This is a genomic window from Bacillus sp. PK3-067 (assembly GCF_056738645.1).
This window is the reverse complement of the sequence record NZ_CP096490.1, coordinates 949,396-968,840: the sequence shown is the minus strand read 5'-3', so window position 1 is coordinate 968,840 and position 19,445 is coordinate 949,396. Positions and strand designations below refer to the sequence as shown.

The following is a 19,445-nucleotide window of genomic DNA, read 5'->3' as shown; positions in this document are numbered from 1 at the left end:
TTCTACTAATTGCTTCATCTACGTTCTTACTCATTACAATCAAGATCTTTCTGTTTTTCTTCCAATATGACTTTATTTATTTTCGTTAACGTATCTGTCATTTGCTCTAGGGCGTTTATATCGATTTTAGAAAAATATTTCTCAATTAATACATCATCTAACTCCGACAACCGCTCTATATACTTACTACCGTTTGGACCAAGTGTAAGAAAATACTCCCGTTTATTATTAGGGTTTACTTGTTTTGAAATCATCTTCTGTTTCTCCAATTTAGATAAAACTTGGCTAACGGCACTTTTTGATATATTAAAAGTAGTCGCAATGTGATTTGCTGTCGTGTTTTCATTTAAATTAATATGAAATAGCATGCTCTCTTGCTGTCCTGTAAGACCGAACTCATCTTTTAACTCCTGGAATAGTAAAATGTAGAATTCATTATAAGCTCGGTTCATTTCATTAATTACTTCTTTATACGTTCTAGTCATAGCGTTATTCCTCCATGCTTTTATTTCGTTTTGTTTAATAGTTAAGTTTACTTAACTTAACTATATTATACCGTTATGTTCGTGTAAAGGGAAATATAACTCTACACTTTACTCACAATGATACAAAAAAGAAGACACTCTTCTAAAACAAGTTAAGTCCCTTCTTCCTCACCGCTTCCTTCATCCAAATACCCGATTAATCGTTCTGAATAATCAAAAAGAAAATCAATTAAATTCCATATAGACCCATTACTGGTTAAAATGTTATAATGGAATTACCCTACATGGTTACTCATAGCCAGACTGAGGAACTAGCGTCTTATTAAGTAATGCGCATAACTAAAATAAAAAAGACACTTTACGGTGTCTTTTTTATTTATATTCCTAGGAATCATCTCTTTTATAAACAGACCCTATCAAACAGTAAAGGAGACAAACAGATGGAACATCCTGTTGCAAGAGAATTACGTTTTATACGGGTATGTCTTATCATTTTGATTATTGTCATTGCATTCTGGGATCGCGAGAAAACTGTGGAAATTACTGATCACGGTAGCGATCCTATCTTAAACACCAGCAATATGACCCAAGTTGGTGAGAATACATTTGCATACAAAGACGAATCGAATCAAATTAAAATATTTAAGTTTAATCCAGATACAAATGAAATAAAATTAATAAAAGATTTTTATGCTAACGAATATTAATTACATGAATTAAATAATTCAAATCTGTAGAAGACACTTTAAAGTGTCTTTTCTTTATGAACTACAAAGTATGAGGCCCCAAGTCATTAGCTGCAATTACGACTAAGGCTTTTACTATATAAAAAATAAAACATAGTAAGAATAGAATACTCACTTAAATTATTTTTCACTTCACAAACTACATCCAAAAAGTTGGATAACTTCTTTTACTACTCATATTATTAATGAATAAAGCAATAACTACAATAACAACGGAGCCAATTAAAACTGGTGTTACTAAATAACTCCAACTATTTGCCCCTAAAATTACGATAATCGGATCGGCGCCTGCCGGAGGGTGCGTCGTTCTCGTTAACATCATAACGGCTATTGCCATCCCCACCGCTAAAGCAATTGTCCAATATTCATTCCCAAACAAATGATATATTGATAGACCAATGAAAGTTGAAATCAAATGTCCTCCAATAATATTACGCGGCTGAGATAATGGCGCATTCCAAACTCCAAACGCTAATACACAACTCGCACCAAATGGAGCCATTAATAATTCTGTAGAGGTTATGCTCGTTAAATATGTTAAGGTAAGAATTGTTAAAAATCCCCCTAGTAGTCCCGTTAAAGAGTCCTTTACATTTACTTGTAATGGACTTCTTCCTTTCCCTTTCATTTTTGTAAAATATCGTACACTTATTGGTTGAGGGTCTTTTTGCTTAGTTGCTGTTATATTATTCATCGTTCTCCTCCTTTATTTACCAACCATTATAACTCGGCAATAACTAACCTGTAAATATCATTTTTATAGGTTAGTTGGAGAATACAAAAAAAGAATCAACTATTATAAGTTGATTCTCTAAACTTCCTCAAATTTTCGATCCTGAAATTTTGCTACCTTTTTCCGGTTCCCACATATTTTCATAGAACACCATTTTCGTTTTCCACTCTTATCTATAAATAATAAAACACAGTCAGGATTTGAACACCTTTTAAGGGAAATAAGCTTATTTTCTGCTATTAACGTTAAAGCGTCAAATGCAATTAACGATGCGAGTACATCCTCGATTTCTCCAACTGGGATAGATACTAGCTGCTGTTCAATGATTTTATATGTAAATGGTGCCTTCTCAATTTGTTTTTCTAAATACGTAATAAAATCATTAGAAATTTCTTGCTGATCAGCAATTGCCTCAAACTGTTTTCTCAATACTTCTCTTACCTCTAATATGCTAGATGTAACTTGATCCATTCGCTTCTGAATTCCTATAAGTGTTTTTTCATTCCAAAAAGGAAGATTAACCTTTATTACATGTAGCCATTCTAATACATCTTCATCTGTTATTAATAAATCATAACGTTGTCCACGCCTAACTAACTCTGTATTTACTAAATCTAATGAGAGATTTCCCGATATAAGCGGGAATTGTTTTGTTTCCTGCATGTACTCATCACCTTCTCTTTAAATAATCATATTCCAAATTAATACAGCAGTGCAACTTTTTTATAAACTAAAAAGTATGAAGATTAAGGCCTTTAGCCATAATTACGACTAAAGGCTTTTTGTATGTAAGTAAATGAAAAAGGAGCTAATTTTATGGAACATAATAAAAATGGAATACTTGCTTTAATTGTTTTATTTGTAGGACTAGCATTTTTTGTTATCGGTATGGTTTATCATTTATGGGGAACGGTTTAAAAATAAATAATAATTCATTTAAGAAAAAGTACTCGTATGAGTACTTTTTTAAATGTCATATAAAAACATTCTAAACTTACTTACATGCATACAATTATCAAAGATAGTTATATAATTGAGAAGGTTTTAAATTATCAATCTATATTTATGTTGATTAGGAAAGGAGCTAAAAATGTTAGAAATCATTTTTGTTGCTGTATTACTTTTATCTAGTATCATTCCCATCTTTATCAAACGGGGTTTGACGAAAAAAAATGGAGTCATTTTACTAATAAATTATGCATTATTATTTGTCACCATCATTGTAATTGGTGCAAACTGGCGTATGATTCCCGCCTATTTCTTATTGTTCGTTTTAACATTACAAGTTTTTTTGAAACCAAAAACTACAGCCGTTTCTAAAAAGTTAGTGATGAAAGTTTTAAAAGGTTTAGGAATTATCGTAACTGCTATCGCAATGTTTACATTACCTTTACTTTTTCCGATCATAACACTCCCAGAGCCTACTGGAAAATATACAGTAGGCACGAAAGCTTTTCATTTAATTGATACAAATCGAAAAGAAACAACTGTACCAAATAATCATGGAAATCGTGAGTTAATGATACAAGTATACTATCCTGCCGCAAAAGGATCAGGGAATCCTTCTGTCTATTTTGAGAACATAAACGAACTGGCCGAACAATTGGCAGTAACAAACGGTGCTCCGTATATCGTAACGACACATTTAGGGCTGACAAAAACACATTCTTATCAAAATGCTAAGCCACTTCAAGCTAAAGAAAAATTCCCCCTCCTTTTATTCGGCCATGGGATGGGATTATATGGTCAACAAAATACATTCCAGTTAGAGGAATTAGCTAGTCAAGGCTATGTAGTAATCGCTCTTAATTTCACAGGATATGCAGCAACAACGATTTTCCCTAACGGAAACCGTGTAGACTCTATACCAATTGAAAATACACCTACGGCCTTAAATACCATAGTTCAAAAATGGGAACAAGATACTACTTTTGTTTTAAACGAAGTAATAAAAGGTAATTTCGATAAAAGTTTTAAAACTATTGCAGACTTAATTAACTATGACAAAATTGGAATGTTCGGTCACTCTTTTGGCGGAGCAACCTCCGCACAAATGTTAGTAAAGGATACGCGTATTAAAGCTGCAATTGATATGGATGGCGGATTGTTTGGCGACCCAATGCCTAAAGACGGTCCTCAGAAACCATTCATGTTGATGAATGCTGAGGCGACGATTCATTATATGAAAGAAGCGGAGAATCAAAAGACAACCGGAATCCAAAATGAATTATTGGAAATATCCTATTTAAGAAATAAAACGATTGAAAAACCGGGCGTGTACACAGTGGTAATTCCAAAAACAAACCATACCAGTTTTACAGATTTAGCAGCATTTTCACCTATTATTAATGAACCAGACGAAGATGTAGCCGCAAATTATACACTCATTAATAAACTAGTAACTAGCTTCTTTGATCAAAATTTAAAAGGGATAAACGAAAATCATTTAGAAGAAATTCAGAAGCAATATCCTGAACTTCAGCTCATTAAACACTAATAACCATTCATTTCCCTAGTCATGTAACCCCTCACTATGCTTGAGGGGTTTCTACTTTAACACAATTATAAAAAAGGCCTCATTACTGGGGCTCTCAAAAAATAATACGAATAAATGAATTAAAACAAATAATAGATAACTAAAATAGGAGTCGACAATCGTTATTTTCTTCTTATTTCTAAAGCAATATGGATATATCTTCTTAACTTCATTTGGATTTTACAAGCAAAAGAAGACATCTTAATTGATGTCTTCTTTTTTTTATAGTTTTATGAATTTTTTTGAGCAGCTGCTCTCCAATCACGAAAAGATGTTGGGCGTCCAGAAAAAGCTCTTTGCTTTGTAACAGATGGTTTTTCTTCAGGAGTCATTGTTTTTTCTTTAAGAGTCGCTGGTTTTTCTTTAAGCGTCACTGATTTTTCTTCAAGAATAGTCACAGTTGTTTGCATTTTCTCTAACTGTTCTTTCAACAATTGTTGTTCAATCTTTAAATCCGTAAGTAAACGTAAAATCATCTCAGAATTAGCCATAAGATCCTCCTTCCCCCAATACACAGAATAAAATACAATATGTAGAAGACAAAATTCCGGTGACAAAAATAAGATCGTCAACTCTTTTTAACTTCCAAAATCCTTTTATTTTTTTAAGGACCTGCTCCATTCACCCTTAAAAACATAAATTAAATTAAATCCATTAATAAATGGTCTTTATGGAAGGAGGAGTTAATATGGGCTATGGAGGTAGTTGTGGTGGAGGCTGTGGTTTCGGCGGCGGATTTGCCTTACTTGTTGTGCTCTTCATCTTATTAATCATCGTTGGCGCTAGCTGTTGGGGCGGCGGATTCGGCTGCTAAGGAGAGGCACTCTTGAGAGTGTCTTTTTTTGATATGTGGCTCGTATACATATTGTTCAAATCTATATATTTTTTAAAAATATAGATTTAAAGCATATTTCTCAATGAATAAAACAATTTAACATGGTAAAATAATAGTTGGATGGGAGTCCAATATATTATTAAAATTAAGATGGTTCAAGTCGAAGGAAGGCACCTTAGGGTGTCTTTTCTTTATGACTTCTATCATCAACAAAGGGTGATACAAACTATTACATATGTTTGTACCACCCTTTATTGATGCGTTTAGACTTCACAGTTGTTGAAGTTTTAGACTTCTCCCTTAGTGTACCCATATTATTAGAACATCCTGTAATCTGTAGACAAAATGTAGCTAATAAAAACAATATTAATAATTTCTTCAATAAATCCTCCTACATGCATAAAACACCATATGTTACAAAACAAACATAACATCAACCCTTTATAAAAACAATATAATCCTCGGTCCTTAAGCTATCTCTTAACATAGGAGTACCGCTACATATTCATCAAGCTAAGATTTTAAAATATCCTTTACTTAAGGAATTTGTAAGTATCAAGTAAGAAAAACGAGAGCTTTGTTTCGTATAATCAAAATATAAAGTGAAGGAAGAAAGATTATTTCTGGGATTAATATGCATGTGACAAGAGAAGAAAGCTACGTTTTTTAGAATAATAATATGAGTATGTCCAAGTTTTGGAGATTGCTTGCAAATATTTTGAAGTTTTCGCACCAGAATTCTAATTACCATACCTGTTTTGTACCATCACGTATTGGAGGTTAAAACATGAATAAAAAAAAGAAAATACAAAGATCAGTACTTACCTTTCCCCTACTCTTTTCTTTAGGCGTTTCATCTTTCCCGCTTACAACAACTATTCACGCAGATACACGCGAAGAACAATCTGCTGAAAAGAAACTAGTCTCTTTAACGGAGCGTACATCATTATTTTTTGAATATCTCCAGCAAGGTAAGTATGCAGAGGCACTACAGTTGACGTCTACTGCTTTTCAATCCAAGTTTACAGCAACCACATTACAAAACTGGTGGACACAAAGTGGCTGGAGCGGGATAAAAAGCATGGGAACCCCCGTGATAAAAGAACGAAACTTGGTCCATCAGACGGTAGAAATTCCAGCAGCTACCGAAGGAACTACCATACCGCTACTCCTTAAATTCACACCTGGCGGGAAAGTAGATGAAATTGGAGAAAGGCCACCCGAAGAATCTTATACCATCCCACATCCTAGCTATGATCAACCTGACTCCTATCAAGAACGTGAAATCGTCATTGGAAATTCTACCTATCCGTTACCAGCGACATTAACAGTTCCGAAGCATCAGCGTGGTGAAAAGGTACCCGTCGTTGTTCTTGTGCATGGTGCTGGCATCCATGATCGCGATGCTACCTATTTGGGAACAAAAATCTTACGAGACCTTGCGGTGGGCCTTTCATCCAACGGAATTGCAGTGTTGCGCTATGAAAAACGTACCTTAGAACATGCATTAAAGATGAGTGCAGAACCTGTTACATTAGACCGTGATACTACAGATGATGCCATATATGCAGCAAAGTCAGCAGCGCAGCAGGAAGGCATTGATCCAAATAATATTTTCATTCTCGGACATAGCCAAGGAGCTGGCACAATGCCGCGTATACTGAGCAAAGCGCCTTCCTCACTTGTTCGAGGAAGTATCTTACTCGCACCACCTGCACGCCCTTTGACTGACATTGCCATTGATCAGTATGAATACCTTGGGGCGTCAAAGGAAGAAATCGATGAACTAAAAAGACAGGCTGCTTTTATTCAGGACCCTACTTTCAATCCTGACCATCCTCCAGCTGGCTACAATTTTGGGTCACCTCATTTTATGTATGATGTTTCTAGGTGGCGTCCAGTTGAAGAGGCAAAATCACGAAAAGAGCCTTTACTCATTTTGCAAGGAGCACGCGATTATCAAGTAACAGTAAAAAATGAATATACAAAATGGCAAGAAGGGCTTGCAAACCGCAGGAATGTTCAGGTCAAAAAATACCCGAAATTGAATCATTTTTTCACGGAAGGTGACGGGGAATTAAGTCTTCCTAGTGAATACGAAATCCCTGCTAACGTTCCCGAGTACGTTATCCAGGACATTATTACATGGGTTAACGAGACAAAAAAATAAGAAAACATCAAAAGCCTTCATGCAATCATCATTGCGTGAAGGCTTTTTGAAACTGGTGATTCAGACATATCTATTATAATTATATTTTTCTACGCACTACATAAAAAGCTAAGGACCCCATCATAACAGGTGCTACGAAATAAAAGAAATGTGAAAAAGAAAAAGTAAAAAGAAAAAGAAATGGTATAAGTGTATAGATAACTGCTAGTCCTATAAATAAAGGAATTCCAAATTGAAACTCTCTACATCGTTTAATTTTCCTATATAAGACTTCCCCAATTAGACAAGCTATAAGAGCTGGTATACTACCATAAGTGACAATAGTTTTTATGAACCCCTGTAAAACGTCTGGGTGAATAAAGCTAGGATTAAAAATATATGAAATTAAGAACCATCCAAAAATAAAAGCAAATAGACTTGCAGCATAACTAACTACAAATTTTATTAAAGTAAGCAACGTAATCATCCCCATAATTCCCTAATATTATCTTCATTTTATCATTTTCTCTTAAAAAGATTCCAAAAGGGTATACTTGCCCTTCAGCTTTCTTTTTTAACGCTTGTTCAAGACGTATTTTTTGATGTTATTTTGTATAAAAAACTTTTGGGAGCAACCTGTTCTGTTAGGTTGATAGCGATGGGGTGCCGCCAGCATTTCGAAAAAAATCACGCTAAACAAAAAACTATAACAAACTTTCCATATGGGCAACTAAATTATATAAAAAAAGACACTCTAAGGTGCCTTTCTCCGACTCGATAACCACTTTAATTTTACTAATGTGTATTGGACTTTCCATCCTCATCAATGAATAGAAAGTAGAGATGCTTCAATTATGTACCGATCTGGAGCGTCTCCTATATAGTCAAAAGGATAACAAGTTGTTAATGTTAATGTCGGCTCACTTTTTTCTACAATAACTGTTCGATCTTCTGAATCTGTTATCCAATGCTTGTTAATTTCATATGTATATGTTTTATTTTCATATTCCACGATAAGTTGGTCATTTTCCTTTAATTGACCAAGCTCGGTAAAAACAGTATCTCTATGTCCACTTAAAACTGTATGACCATTTCCAGATGGTGTAGTAGTTAAGTCACTAACAAACATACCTACACCCTTTTTTAGTACTTTATCATCAGCTCCCCAATATATAGAGTATTTCTTTTGTATTTTAGGGATAATTAAATATGCTACTTTATCTCCTAACTGATGGTTTACCTTTGAAGCAGGAATTTGTACAGGTTCTTCTTGTAATGAAGTGTCAGTCTTTATCTCTGTCTCTGTTTGATTGATGTTTTGCGTTTCATTTTCTTTAGAAGGTGTGGAGATCTCATATTGTTTAGCCTCGCTAGTTGTTAACGACTCTGCTGATTGTCTAGCACTATACCATTCCAGAAAATAATAGGAAAAGATAGTAAGTCCAATAACAGTTAAACATAAGCCTATCCATTGTTTTTTATTCACTTTTATCACTCCATTTGAAAACGACAGGATTTCTCCTGCCGTTTTAAGGAACTATTTTATGCGTTTGTCTTTTTACGACGGAACATTAATACAGATCCAGCTAATGCTAATCCTAAGCTTGCTAGCATCATTGTAACACCGTTTGATGCTGTATTAGGTAATTTTTCACCTTGTTTTTTTGTTTCTTTTTTCACAACTGTATTAGTATTTTTCTTTGTTTCTTTTGCAGTTGTTTGAGGCTTAGTTTGTTCTTGTTTATTATTTGTTGTTTGGTTGTTTTGTTTTGAATTCTCTTGCTTAGTGTTTTCTTGTTTAACAGGTTCTTGTTTAGTGTTTTCCTGTTTAGTATTTTCTTGTTTAGGTTGTTCTTGAGGTTTAGTAGTTTCTTTATTTTCTGTTGTAGTATTTGTGCTCTTTGGATATTTATAATCTTCACATGGAATGCCGTCTTTATCATTATCTAAACGGTGCGGATCATTTCCAACACCATATCCATTTTGATCCCAGAATGCTTGAGCATCTTGTTGACTTTTAAAATGGCCACAGTTTTTTGTATCATTAGGACTCTTAGCTGCAAATGCAGAAGAACTGTACCCCACTGTTAATAGTGTTACCGCTGTTGCTGAAGCTAATAATTTTTTCATAAATTTCTTTATCCCCCTAAATGGTATGTATTAACATTGAAATATTTTACATTTAAAAAATTAAAAATACAATAATAATTTGTAGATAAATGTAAGATTTCTAGATAATAATACCAAACTATTAATTCATATATTGTCATATTATGTCGAAAGAAAATAAAAAAGAGCCAAGGCCCTCTTTAATAACTACTAATAACCATAATTACTATTCTCACAGTAATATGAATTTGGTTTATCACAAAAAATATATGTTGTTTGTTGGATAAATAATGGCCTTGATGAGGCGTTAACTGAAGTGGCATTTAACATCCTCAAATAAGAAAGTCCTTGTATCTCCCTGGTGTTAATCTAATTGTTTGTGGAGTTGTGGATTTAAATGTTCTACTAGTCAATGTGACGAACGCAGCAAATACAAAGCTAAAACTAAAACAAATAAGAGTCTTAGTGTGGTTAGTTGTAAAATTTTCAAATAGAGTAATTGTAGAGTTAGGTGGAATTTCAAGACTTGTAAGGTTAGTTTCTAATCCGAAAATTGTAAAGGTCCCTATAAAACTGTTGGTAGAGTTTGAAGAGTTACATAATTATCGTTATTGGAATCAAAATAAACTTACACATCCAAGCTGTTGATGATAGCTACTATTTGATGATCTGTCCATTTGCCATTAATCCTTATATTTTCTTTCGCTATACCTTCTTTTTTAAATCCCACTTTTTCTAATACACGAATAGATGCTAAATTAGCAAGCATCGCTCCTGCTTCAATTCTATGTAGCTCTAATTCCCTAAAAGCAAAATCTACAACAAGTTGAAGATCCTCTGTTGTATAGCCCTTTGCATTATGCTCCTTATCCAAAGTAAAACCCGTATAACAGCTTTGGAGGTCTCCCCTAACAATTTGAGTTAATGAAATGTCTCCAATCAGTTTATCATTTTCTCTTAAAAAGATTCCAAAAGGGTATACTTGCCCTTCAGCTGTCTTTTTTAGAGCTTGTTCAAGACGTATTTTTTGATGTTCTTCTGTATAAAAAACTTCTGGGAGCAACGGGCAAACTCGTTGAAAAAATTCGCGATTTCTAATATGTAAGTTAGCTAACTCGTTAGCATCAGCAGTTTTATAAAGCCGAATATAAATGTGCTTCCCTACTAGTTTCATAACATCCCTCCAACATTTTTATATGTCTAATGAGGAAAAAGTATACCGTATACTATATACAGTTGGATAATATCAGGAAGCATTTTGCACGAAAGAAAAGACACTCTATATGAGTGTCTTTTCCAATAGTTTTTAGCAGAAGCAAGAAGCTCCAACGATGATTAATAAAATGAATAACACAACTAATAAAGCAAAGCCTCCCGAGAAGCCACAACCGCCACAACTACCACCATAACCCATAATAGTTCCTCCTTTAGATAAGAGGGGAAAACTAAGGTTCACTCATGTATTTTAATGGATTCGTTTCATCTTATGTTTTTCCGCATTGATTGAGCAGGTCCTTTCGAAAACTATTCACATATTAACTATATTTTTAAAAATGAATAATTTAACTATATCAATAAATAGATTAATTAATATAATGTATTAATTCTAAAAGAAGGGAGGAATAGCCATGCAAGTAGTTTGTTTTAAAATAGTAAGTGGTCAGTATTTCTTATTTGTAGAAGGTATTCAAATTCCTGTACCAATTCCAGCAGTTGCTGCAGCTTTATTAATTGGTTTAGGAGTAATTCCACTTTGTTCTTAATGTAAGGAATTCGGATCATTCCTATCTTTCCATTGGAAAAGCCTCAAGTATATGAATACTTGAGGCTTTTCTTATAATTGAGAAAGACACTTTAACGTGGCTGAAGATCTCCTGATTTAACTAATGCGGCCGTTACATCATCACCGAAAGTATTGAAACAGAATACTTTCTCGTCTATCTTATCCATTACTGTAGCTTCACCTATCTTGCCACCTTGAAGTTTAATAAAATAGTTATGTTCTTCTAAAATTTTACTAAAATCTCTATTTGCCCATCTTTCAGTAATTGCTAATAGCTCTTCTTTATTCTTGAAATTGTTTCCGTTTAGAATGTTTCTTACTTTCTCTGCATTCTTTTTGGACATAGGAATCGCTCCCTTTCCTTCACACGCTTTTACTTTTTGATGAGTCATACTATGCATAGCTGAAATAACTTCTTCTTCAGTAGAAGTTACTGTAATGTGAAGTTGTGCATTTGAGCCTTTCACTTCTGCTTCATTCGATAGTGTGTCTTCTTTATTAACCTCTGCAAAAACATGGTCCTCACTCCCAAGCGGGACTTCAGCAAACTGTAACATTCCATAAGTCATACCAGTTGCAAGTACTACTCCCCCTATAATAGATGCTAGCCAATACGTTAGCTTCTTGTCCATCTTCATTTCCCCTGTCTTCGTTTAAATATATTAACTAAGAATACAATATTTAATTCCTTTTTATTGAAGAGGCTCTAATTTTTACTATAAAAAACGTATAAATCTTTTAATTAAAATATAATAAATTTATAATCATTGCTATACCTATTCTCATAACAGGATTTATATACGATGTCACTAAATCATCTGGTGAACTATTAGTTATTAGTACGGCTTTGCATCCTTATTCTCAAAAAGGATAATTATTGTACATACCAATTCTTATGTATGAAGACACCCAAAACAAGTGTTACGAAAAAAATATAAAAAAGACATCTTTTCTAGGGAAAGATGTCTTTTTTATATAAACCTTAATGTTCGTTCTGTAAAACTCTCGCTTCCTTTACTCCTTCTTTCTCTTCTTTTAAGAATAACGATACGATAAATGCAACAATGATAAAGACTAACCCAAGTGCAAATGCACCCTGGAATCCTGAAGTTAAACCGTTTAACTTCTCTAACGGATCCAGTGGATTTGCGGAGCTTTCCATATACTTAGTTGTTCCTGAAGACATTTTCGAAATAAAGATAGCTGTACCAATTGCACCAGCTACTTGTTGCAACGTACTAAATAGTGCTGTTCCGTGCGGATATAAATCTGGTGTTAATTGATTTAAACCGTATGTTTGTGCTGTCATGACAAACATGAGTCCAACCATTAATACGCTATGCATGATAATAATTTGTACCATTGATGTATCAGGAGTAATGCCTTTAAATAAGAACATTGCAATTCCTACTAAGACAATGCCGGGAACGATAATAACTTTCGGACTAAATTTATCAAATAGTTTACCTGCGATTGGTCCCATTATGGCGCTAATAACACTTCCCGGAAGCATGATAATTCCTGATTTAAAAGCTGTAACGAGTAAAACGGTTTGCAGGAACATCGGTAATAAAGTCATCGTTGAAAATAACGACATCATCACAATGACAATTAATCCAACTGATAATGTAAACATCGGAACTTTAAATGCTCGTAATTCTAAAATTGGATTCTCAATTTTCAATTGTCGAACGGCAAAAATACATAATGAGATAAGCCCAACAATTAAAGTGCCATACACTTTTGCATCGGACCATCCTAAATCACCCGATGCACTAAAGCTATACACAAATCCGCCAAATCCTAATGTCGATAAAAGGATAGATGGGTAATCTACTTTTGGCCTTGTTAACTCTGAAACATTTTGAATGTACTTCATCCCAATCATAATGGAAATGATCACGATAGGAATAACAATATAGAATAACCAGCGCCAATTTAATGAATCCACAATTACTCCAGATAATGTAGGGCCAATTGCCGGAGCTGCCATCATCACGAGTGCGATTAATCCCATTGTCGCACCACGTTTTTCAGGTGGACAAATGATTAAAATCGTATTCATTAATAACGGTGTAATTAACCCCGTCGCTACAGCTTGGACGATACGGCCAATTAATAAAACGGAAAATGTCGGTGCGAATCCCGCAATTAATGTACCGACTAAAAACGTTACCATAGCGATCAAAAACATTTGTCTCGTTGTAAGCCATTGCTGAAGTAACGCTGTAATTGGGACTAAAACCCCAACTACTAACATGTAAGCTGTAGAAAGCCATTGAATCGTTGAAGCTGTTACGTCAAATTCTTTCATTAATACCGTTAACGCATTACCAAGTAATGTTTCATTTAATAATGCAACCATTGCCCCTAAAAGTAACGCAATTAAAATGGGGGTATGTTTCATATTAGAAGTATCAACTTTGCCACTTGCGGGGCTCTTAGTTGTCATATTCATTTACAGATTCTCCTCCTGTTTCTTACTTAAAAAACTTTAAATACACCAGAACATATGTAATATAATATACATATGTAGATTAAAAAGGGAGAATCAATTTTCAGCTACTGTATATTTAATCTACAAAAAAGGAGAATTGTAGATGAATGATAATGAAAAACAACTTGATTTACGTATTAGACGTACACATAAATTACTGTGGGATTCCTTATTTGAATTAATGACGCAATCAAAACAGAAATATAGTACGATCACGATTAACCAAATATGTGACCGCGCTATGGTACACCGAACAACCTTTTATAAACACTTTGAAGATAAAGATGCTTTATTAACATTTGGATTTAAACGATACGGTAAGATGATTGCTGAAATACCGGTTTCAGATCGATTAAGTAAACCATTTCAAGTAATGGAACAATTCCTACATCATGAAGAACTCGGTAAAATATTAGAAACGCAAATGTCTGATGAACAATTCATTACCCGTACACATTATTTAAGTCACGAAACGAGAAAACAAGAAATAGAAGCATTAAATCAACTTTGCAAAAATCATACGATACCAAATGATTTAATCATTGAGTTTTATTCAGGGGCAATCACCTCATTAAGCACATGGTGGTTTAAAAATAAAAAAAGCGTTTCTGCTGCTGAAATGGATAGGTACCTCCACCAACTCATTAATCGGGATATTTTTCAGTTTGAAGAGGAATAAGACTACACCTTTTCAATCATGCAATCAAATTGACCACAAAATAGGAATATGATATATTTTCCGTAGAATACTATATAAGTATGACATCAAATAAAATGGCATATAATAAAAAGAAGCGATGCGCTAACATCTCTTCCCTAACTGCTACCGCTTAGGGTGGTGGTTATTATAAGCTATTTCTTTTTGCGGAACCCACCCTTTTGCTTGTGACGGCGCGGAGTGGTTTTTTTGTTGTCCTTATCCAGAAGTTGCTTCCGCAAAAAATACGCTGAAACTTCGCGCACAGTCGCTTTGACAAACTCTTTTACAAGGTCAAACAAAAACTCTATATTATCACCTCCTTTCCTTCCGAATAGAAAGAAGGGATAACCATCCACCCTCACAATATGCAGTTGACTTTATTTTATCAAATGATTGTAAAGATATTATGTAAACAAAACAAATGAAATTTTACATAGAAAAATATGAGTTTATATTATTTTTATTCTCTTCACTTAGATTTTCTTTTTAGATGCTATCTTCAAACAAGGTAGCATCTAAAAAATGTTAAAAGGAATTTTCTCCTGGTATCTTCTTATATTCTATGTAGGCATCTTTGACCTTTTCTACGTTCTTTAATTACTTACTGAATATAGTCATACAGATTTTTCGCTAACAATAAACAAGTTACTGTAATGAAAAGAGCACGAACATACCCGCTTCCTTTTTTTATAGCAAACTTGGAGCCAACAATCCCTCCAGCAATTTGAGCAATCCCCATGATAAAACCATATGCATAGTTGACTTGCCCTACATACATAAACATCAACAATGCACCAACATTACTTCCTAAATTAAGAAGCTTCGCATTACCTGCTGCTTTTAAAAAATCATACCCAATAAATAAAAGAGAAAACATTAAAAATGAACCTGTTCCAGGACCTAGAAATCCATCATAAAAACCAATAGCAAAAATAAAAAAGGTAAAAATAATGACGTGTCGACCAGACAATTTCTTATGAGTGGAAATACTACCCCAATCCTTTTTGAATATCGTATAAATAGCGACCGCACCAAGCATAATTAACATCAATGGCTTCAGTACTTCTGGATTCATTAAATGAACGGTCCATGCCCCTATTATGGAACCTATGAAAGTAAGCGGAACTAATTTAAACGCCGATTTCAAATTAAGATTACCAGAACGATAAAACACAATATTACTAGTTGCACTTCCCATTGTCGATGCTAGTTTATTTGTGGCTACTGCACTTGCTGGATTCAGTCCTGTAAATAATAAAGCTGGTAAAGCAATGAGTCCACCACCACCTACAACTGAATCAATAAATGCAGCTACAAATCCAAAAACAATCAAAATCATTAATACAGATGGGTCTAAATAAAAATCCATACTATTAACCTCCCCTTTAGTCACTATTCGAATAGTAACTAATAATTTGCTAAATGTAAACAGTTATTGTAACGTTGAAATATAAAAGCAAACATCGGAGGACGAAAAAAGTGGACTACATAGTGCAACAGCTTAAAAAAATTGGTTTCAATGAATATGAAGCTAAATCTTATGTATCTCTTGTTAAACAAGGGCCTGTCACAGCCTACCAAGTGAGTAAGGATTCGGGTGTCCCAAGAGCGCGAATTTATGAGATTTTAGGTAACCTTGTAGAAAAAGGAATTGTCATGAAGGAAGAAATAAATGACACCACTCGCTATTCACCTCTACCTGTTGAAATCTTTTTACAGAAGGCGCAAACAGAATGGCAGTCTACTTACGAAGGAATAAGTGATTCATTAAAAAAACTAGAAACTTCCGAGGAAAAAACGGATAATCGAGTGATTACTTTAAAAGACAATCAAACAATCATTAGCTATTGTCAGGCATTAATAAAAAAAGCAGAACGACGTATTGTCATTTCAATGTGGGATGAGATGTATGAAGCATTAAAAGAAGATCTATCTGAAGTAGCTGATAAAGTTTCAATACAAGGTATTACCCTGCATGTTGAAAATCCCATTAAAAATCTAGAAGCCCATCGCATAACACCTTATACAGAAACCTTGTCTACAGAACATTGGTTTATTGTATCAATAGATTCTAAAGAGATGATTTATGGACCATCACTTGAAGAGCGTAATATTGCTTTTTATACAGATGACCCCGTCCATATATACTTATTAGAGGATTATGTATGGCATGATGTGTTAGTAAATCGACTTGTCCGACGTAGCCAAGATGATTTGCAGCAATGGATTACTGCAGAGAGAAAGTCTTTCTTTATGGGGAAATAAGAAACATATTCAAGAGCAAATAAAAAATTTTGCGTATTAAACCTAACAACTTCTCCGTACAAAAATAGCCGACTATTATATAGTAAATATTCGGCTATTTTTGTATAAATTTATACAGACGCTGCCATTACCCCAGCGATTAATGAGATAAACGCTTCTCCCACTCTTTTACCTTTTCAATTGTTACATCTAATTTTTTAGCTATTTCTTCTACACTCATTCCTTTAAAGAGCATTCCAGCTGCCGAAAGTGCTTTATCAATTTCTTCTTGCTTCTCTTGCTCATATAAACGACCTACTTTTGTCATCCGTAACCACTCCTTTACCTTTTTATATGCCTTCTTCTATTTTATCATCCAATCTCCACAAACCGCCCAAACTCCTTCAAAAACCTCAGCTTAAAACTCCCCACAGGCCCATTCCGGTGCTTCGCCACATGAATCTCCGTCATCTCTTTCTGCACTGTTTCCTTATCGTAATAATCCTCTCGATACATAAGCATAATGACATCCGCATCTTGCTCAATTTGTCCGGTCTCTCTTAAATCTGATAAAAGCGGACGCTTATCTTGCCGCGACTCTACAGAACGAGATAACTGTGACAGTGCTACTACACAAACATTTAATTCACGTGCTAATAACTTAAGCTTACGAGAAATCTCACTAATCTCTTGAAATCGATTGCCCTTATGCTTCGGATCGCCCGTAATAAGCTGCAAATAATCTACAATGACTAAAAGCTTTTTATCACCGTGTTTCCTCTTTAACTTACGAGTTTGCATCCAAATATCTTGTACCGTAACGCCTGCATTGTCGTAAATCTCAAATGGCAACTCACCAATCTCCGCAAACGCCTTACTTACTTTCTCCCAATCTTCCATCGCAAAACGATGCTTCGGATTTTTCAGCCTACCTCCTGACACTTCGCCTACGCAAGAAGCCATCCTTTTTAACAATTGCTTACTACTCATTTCTAACGAAAACAATCCAACTGCCGCTCTAGACTTCGCCGCATGCAGTCCAACATTTAGTGCAAACGCAGTCTTCCCCATAGAAGGACGCGCACCAAGAACGACAAAATCTCCTTCCTGAAGTCCGCACGTCATTTTATTTAACGATGTATAACCAGACTCAATACCAGTAATCTCTTTCACATCTTGATGAAGCTCCTCATACAAATCAACTAACGCATCCTTCAAATCAAACTCACATACAGAGTCTTTTTCCTCTAACTCACAAAGTGCCGTAATCGTCTCACCAATAATTTTCTCATTCTTCTCCGCAATAAGACGCTCTCCCATCTTGTGCCCGAGAACACCGGCCTGATACATTTTCCACGCACCTCGAACAAGCCCCTCATAATATGAGAAGTTGCTAGTAGTAGGCACACCATCCATTAACCCTATAAAATACTCCATTCCCCCGATCCCCTCTAAAAACTTCGGATCTACCCTAGAAATGAACGTCACAAGATCAATCGGTTGCCCCTCTCCTTCCATCTTTCGCATTAACTGAAATATAGACTTATGTACTGACATAGAAAAATAATGCTCCGTCAAACGGCACTCCTTAATAAGCTCTCCATCAATTAATAGAGAACCTAACACCGTCTTCTCCGCCTCTACATTTTGAATACTCATGGCCGCCACCCGCGCTCCGCTAAAAAGCGCTGCAACTCTTCCTCTGACGGCGCATTCTTCTCCCACTCCTCACACCTCGCCAAAAACTCCTCCGTCTCCCCCGTACTAACAGACGACTCCTTCTTCCTAAAGCTCGCCGTATCCGCCTCAACCTCACACATTTTCGTAAAACCTTTCCCATGCCAACCTCTCAAAATGCCCTTCACATAAGCAACCGTCCGCTTATTATTCTCAAACGCAATTTGAAGAGCCTTCAGCACAAGCTCCTCTGACAAATCTTCCATCCACGCACTCAGTTCCTCCACAGTATGCGGAGACAAACTACCAAAATGTTGCTCATAAAAAGAAAACACACGACTTCCCGTTTCTTCCTCTACAACCTCTTCTTCCTCTGTCTCCTCACAAATCGGCTCAACATCATCCACAGCCAATTCACCAGGCATACCGAAATGTGCTAAAAGCATTGGAACATTCAGCTCCTCCTCTACGCACTTCTGAAGAAACATATGTATAAACTCCTTATTCTTCACACCCTTAAGCTCACGAAGCACACACTTCTCCACATTCGTATTCGTCACAGGATTATAACGAAGCCAATTCAAAACGAATAACTCCCGCGTATCCGCATCATAAAGAATCTTCCCATAATCAATGAAGCGCTGCACAAGCTTATCAACAGTCTCCCGATTATAACCCGTCTCCATCTCAGCTAACCGCTTCGGAAAAGGAAAAATCCCACACTGCGTCGTCTTCGAACAAGTTAACAAATAAACATAAAAATACCGCTCCTCCGGCGTCAAATCCAAAACAAAATCATCCTGCCAAAAATTCACCTGCACATTACGATAGACCGCCATCAAAGTTCCTCCCGTCCCCATTCAAAATGTAAAAGCCCCTTTGTAATATATATAGGCGGGAGGGCCGGGTTTTTGGCGTGTTATTTCAAAAATTTTTTTGACTACTACTACG

Annotated in this window: 22 protein-coding genes and 1 pseudogene; 7 read left to right on the top strand and 16 right to left on the bottom strand. The window is 35.1% G+C overall.

The annotated features are described in order from the left end of the window. Positions 1–26: 26 nt before the first annotated feature. Complete coding sequence (locus M1D73_RS05025; RefSeq protein WP_000198939.1) at positions 27–485, bottom strand: MarR family winged helix-turn-helix transcriptional regulator; 459 nt, start codon at positions 483–485, stop codon at positions 27–29. Between the two features lie 440 nt (positions 486–925). On the opposite strand from M1D73_RS05025, the gene M1D73_RS05020 reads away from it, so the two are divergent. Beyond that, positions 926–1,192 (top strand): YmzC family protein, encoded by a 267-nt coding sequence (locus tag M1D73_RS05020; RefSeq protein WP_000400964.1) that lies wholly within the window; start codon positions 926–928, stop codon positions 1,190–1,192. A gap of 178 nt (positions 1,193–1,370) precedes the next feature. Here M1D73_RS05020 and M1D73_RS05015 read toward each other — a convergent pair whose 3' ends face one another. Together M1D73_RS05015 and M1D73_RS05010 are read right to left on the bottom strand one after the other, a co-directional pair. Beyond that, a complete protein-coding gene (locus tag M1D73_RS05015) occupies positions 1,371–1,925 on the bottom strand; it encodes an HPP family protein (RefSeq protein ID WP_001059994.1) in 555 nt (184 codons plus the stop codon). 117 nt (positions 1,926–2,042) lie between these two features. Then, the gene (locus M1D73_RS05010; RefSeq protein WP_001158435.1) at positions 2,043–2,627 is read right to left on the bottom strand and encodes a CGNR zinc finger domain-containing protein; all 585 of its coding nucleotides are present in this window, start codon (positions 2,625–2,627) and stop codon (positions 2,043–2,045) included. A gap of 427 nt (positions 2,628–3,054) precedes the next feature. On the opposite strand from M1D73_RS05010, the gene M1D73_RS05005 reads away from it, so the two are divergent. Beyond that, on the top strand, positions 3,055–4,461 hold the full coding sequence (locus tag M1D73_RS05005; protein ID WP_000889696.1) for an alpha/beta hydrolase family protein: 1,407 nt from the start codon (positions 3,055–3,057) through the stop codon (positions 4,459–4,461). A 269-nt stretch (positions 4,462–4,730) separates the two neighbouring features. Here M1D73_RS05005 and M1D73_RS05000 read toward each other — a convergent pair whose 3' ends face one another. Beyond that, a complete protein-coding gene (locus M1D73_RS05000) occupies positions 4,731–4,991 on the bottom strand; it encodes a hypothetical protein (protein ID WP_000013698.1) in 261 nt (86 codons plus the stop codon). A 197-nt stretch (positions 4,992–5,188) separates the two neighbouring features. On the opposite strand from M1D73_RS05000, the gene M1D73_RS04995 reads away from it, so the two are divergent. Then, the gene (locus M1D73_RS04995; protein ID WP_000540377.1) at positions 5,189–5,314 is read left to right on the top strand and encodes a YjcZ family sporulation protein; all 126 of its coding nucleotides are present in this window, start codon (positions 5,189–5,191) and stop codon (positions 5,312–5,314) included. A gap of 808 nt (positions 5,315–6,122) precedes the next feature. Further along, complete coding sequence (locus M1D73_RS04990) at positions 6,123–7,505, top strand: alpha/beta hydrolase (protein ID WP_001035275.1); 1,383 nt, start codon at positions 6,123–6,125, stop codon at positions 7,503–7,505. A gap of 79 nt (positions 7,506–7,584) precedes the next feature. On the opposite strand, the gene M1D73_RS04985 is transcribed toward M1D73_RS04990, so the two are convergent. The 6 genes and pseudogenes from M1D73_RS04985 to M1D73_RS04960 form a co-directional block, all read right to left on the bottom strand. Continuing rightward, a complete protein-coding gene (locus tag M1D73_RS04985) occupies positions 7,585–7,971 on the bottom strand; it encodes a hypothetical protein (protein WP_000631591.1) in 387 nt (128 codons plus the stop codon). A gap of 25 nt (positions 7,972–7,996) precedes the next feature. Continuing rightward, positions 7,997–8,119, bottom strand: a pseudogene (locus M1D73_RS04980) (GNAT family N-acetyltransferase); the annotation flags it as partial. Between the two features lie 188 nt (positions 8,120–8,307). Further along, positions 8,308–8,970, bottom strand: a complete 663-nt coding sequence (locus tag M1D73_RS04975; protein ID WP_001036110.1) for a class D sortase — start codon at positions 8,968–8,970, stop codon at positions 8,308–8,310. 56 nt (positions 8,971–9,026) lie between these two features. After that, positions 9,027–9,614, bottom strand: coding sequence for an excalibur calcium-binding domain-containing protein (locus M1D73_RS04970; RefSeq protein ID WP_000734536.1), 588 nt, complete (start codon positions 9,612–9,614; stop codon positions 9,027–9,029). 607 nt (positions 9,615–10,221) lie between these two features. Continuing rightward, positions 10,222–10,767, bottom strand: coding sequence for a GNAT family N-acetyltransferase (locus M1D73_RS04965; RefSeq protein WP_208755789.1), 546 nt, complete (start codon positions 10,765–10,767; stop codon positions 10,222–10,224). Between the two features lie 132 nt (positions 10,768–10,899). After that, complete coding sequence (locus M1D73_RS04960) at positions 10,900–11,007, bottom strand: YjcZ family sporulation protein (protein ID WP_000540375.1); 108 nt, start codon at positions 11,005–11,007, stop codon at positions 10,900–10,902. Positions 11,008–11,221: 214 nt separating this feature from the next. Here M1D73_RS04960 and M1D73_RS04955 point away from each other — a divergent pair, with 214 nt between their 5' ends. Next, the gene (locus M1D73_RS04955; protein ID WP_001198456.1) at positions 11,222–11,356 is read left to right on the top strand and encodes a hypothetical protein; all 135 of its coding nucleotides are present in this window, start codon (positions 11,222–11,224) and stop codon (positions 11,354–11,356) included. Positions 11,357–11,447: 91 nt separating this feature from the next. Here the strand turns inward: M1D73_RS04955 and M1D73_RS04950 are convergent, their stop codons facing one another. After that, positions 11,448–12,008, bottom strand: a complete 561-nt coding sequence (locus tag M1D73_RS04950) for a PRK06770 family protein (RefSeq protein ID WP_000358707.1) — start codon at positions 12,006–12,008, stop codon at positions 11,448–11,450. A 350-nt stretch (positions 12,009–12,358) separates the two neighbouring features. Next, the gene (locus M1D73_RS04945) at positions 12,359–13,834 is read right to left on the bottom strand and encodes an MDR family MFS transporter (RefSeq protein WP_001057532.1); all 1,476 of its coding nucleotides are present in this window, start codon (positions 13,832–13,834) and stop codon (positions 12,359–12,361) included. Between the two features lie 142 nt (positions 13,835–13,976). Between M1D73_RS04945 and M1D73_RS04940 the strand changes: the two genes are divergently transcribed. After that, positions 13,977–14,552 carry a TetR/AcrR family transcriptional regulator gene (locus M1D73_RS04940; RefSeq protein WP_000999318.1) on the top strand — a complete coding sequence of 192 codons (576 nt, stop codon included), beginning with the start codon at positions 13,977–13,979 and terminating at the stop codon, positions 14,550–14,552. Positions 14,553–15,174: 622 nt separating this feature from the next. Here the strand turns inward: M1D73_RS04940 and M1D73_RS04935 are convergent. After that, positions 15,175–15,942: a TSUP family transporter gene (locus tag M1D73_RS04935; protein WP_000348466.1), complete on the bottom strand. Its 768-nt coding sequence runs from the start codon at positions 15,940–15,942 to the stop codon at positions 15,175–15,177. 110 nt (positions 15,943–16,052) lie between these two features. On the opposite strand from M1D73_RS04935, the gene M1D73_RS04930 reads away from it, so the two are divergent. After that, positions 16,053–16,838, top strand: coding sequence for a TrmB family transcriptional regulator (locus M1D73_RS04930; RefSeq protein WP_079245129.1), 786 nt, complete (start codon positions 16,053–16,055; stop codon positions 16,836–16,838). Positions 16,839–16,977: 139 nt separating this feature from the next. Here M1D73_RS04930 and M1D73_RS04925 read toward each other — a convergent pair whose 3' ends face one another. Genes M1D73_RS04925 through M1D73_RS04915 form a run of 3 tightly spaced genes read right to left on the bottom strand, consistent with a single transcriptional unit; the run spans position 16,978 to position 19,333 of the window. Next, positions 16,978–17,145, bottom strand: coding sequence for a hypothetical protein (locus M1D73_RS04925; RefSeq protein ID WP_000169783.1), 168 nt, complete (start codon positions 17,143–17,145; stop codon positions 16,978–16,980). A gap of 44 nt (positions 17,146–17,189) precedes the next feature. After that, positions 17,190–18,476: a replicative DNA helicase gene (gene dnaB, locus M1D73_RS04920; RefSeq protein WP_000027288.1), complete on the bottom strand. Its 1,287-nt coding sequence runs from the start codon at positions 18,474–18,476 to the stop codon at positions 17,190–17,192. Beyond that, positions 18,473–19,333 (bottom strand): DnaD domain-containing protein, encoded by an 861-nt coding sequence (locus M1D73_RS04915; protein WP_000312050.1) that lies wholly within the window; start codon positions 19,331–19,333, stop codon positions 18,473–18,475. The genes dnaB and M1D73_RS04915 overlap by 4 nt, the downstream gene beginning before the upstream one ends. Positions 19,334–19,445: the final 112 nt, after the last annotated feature.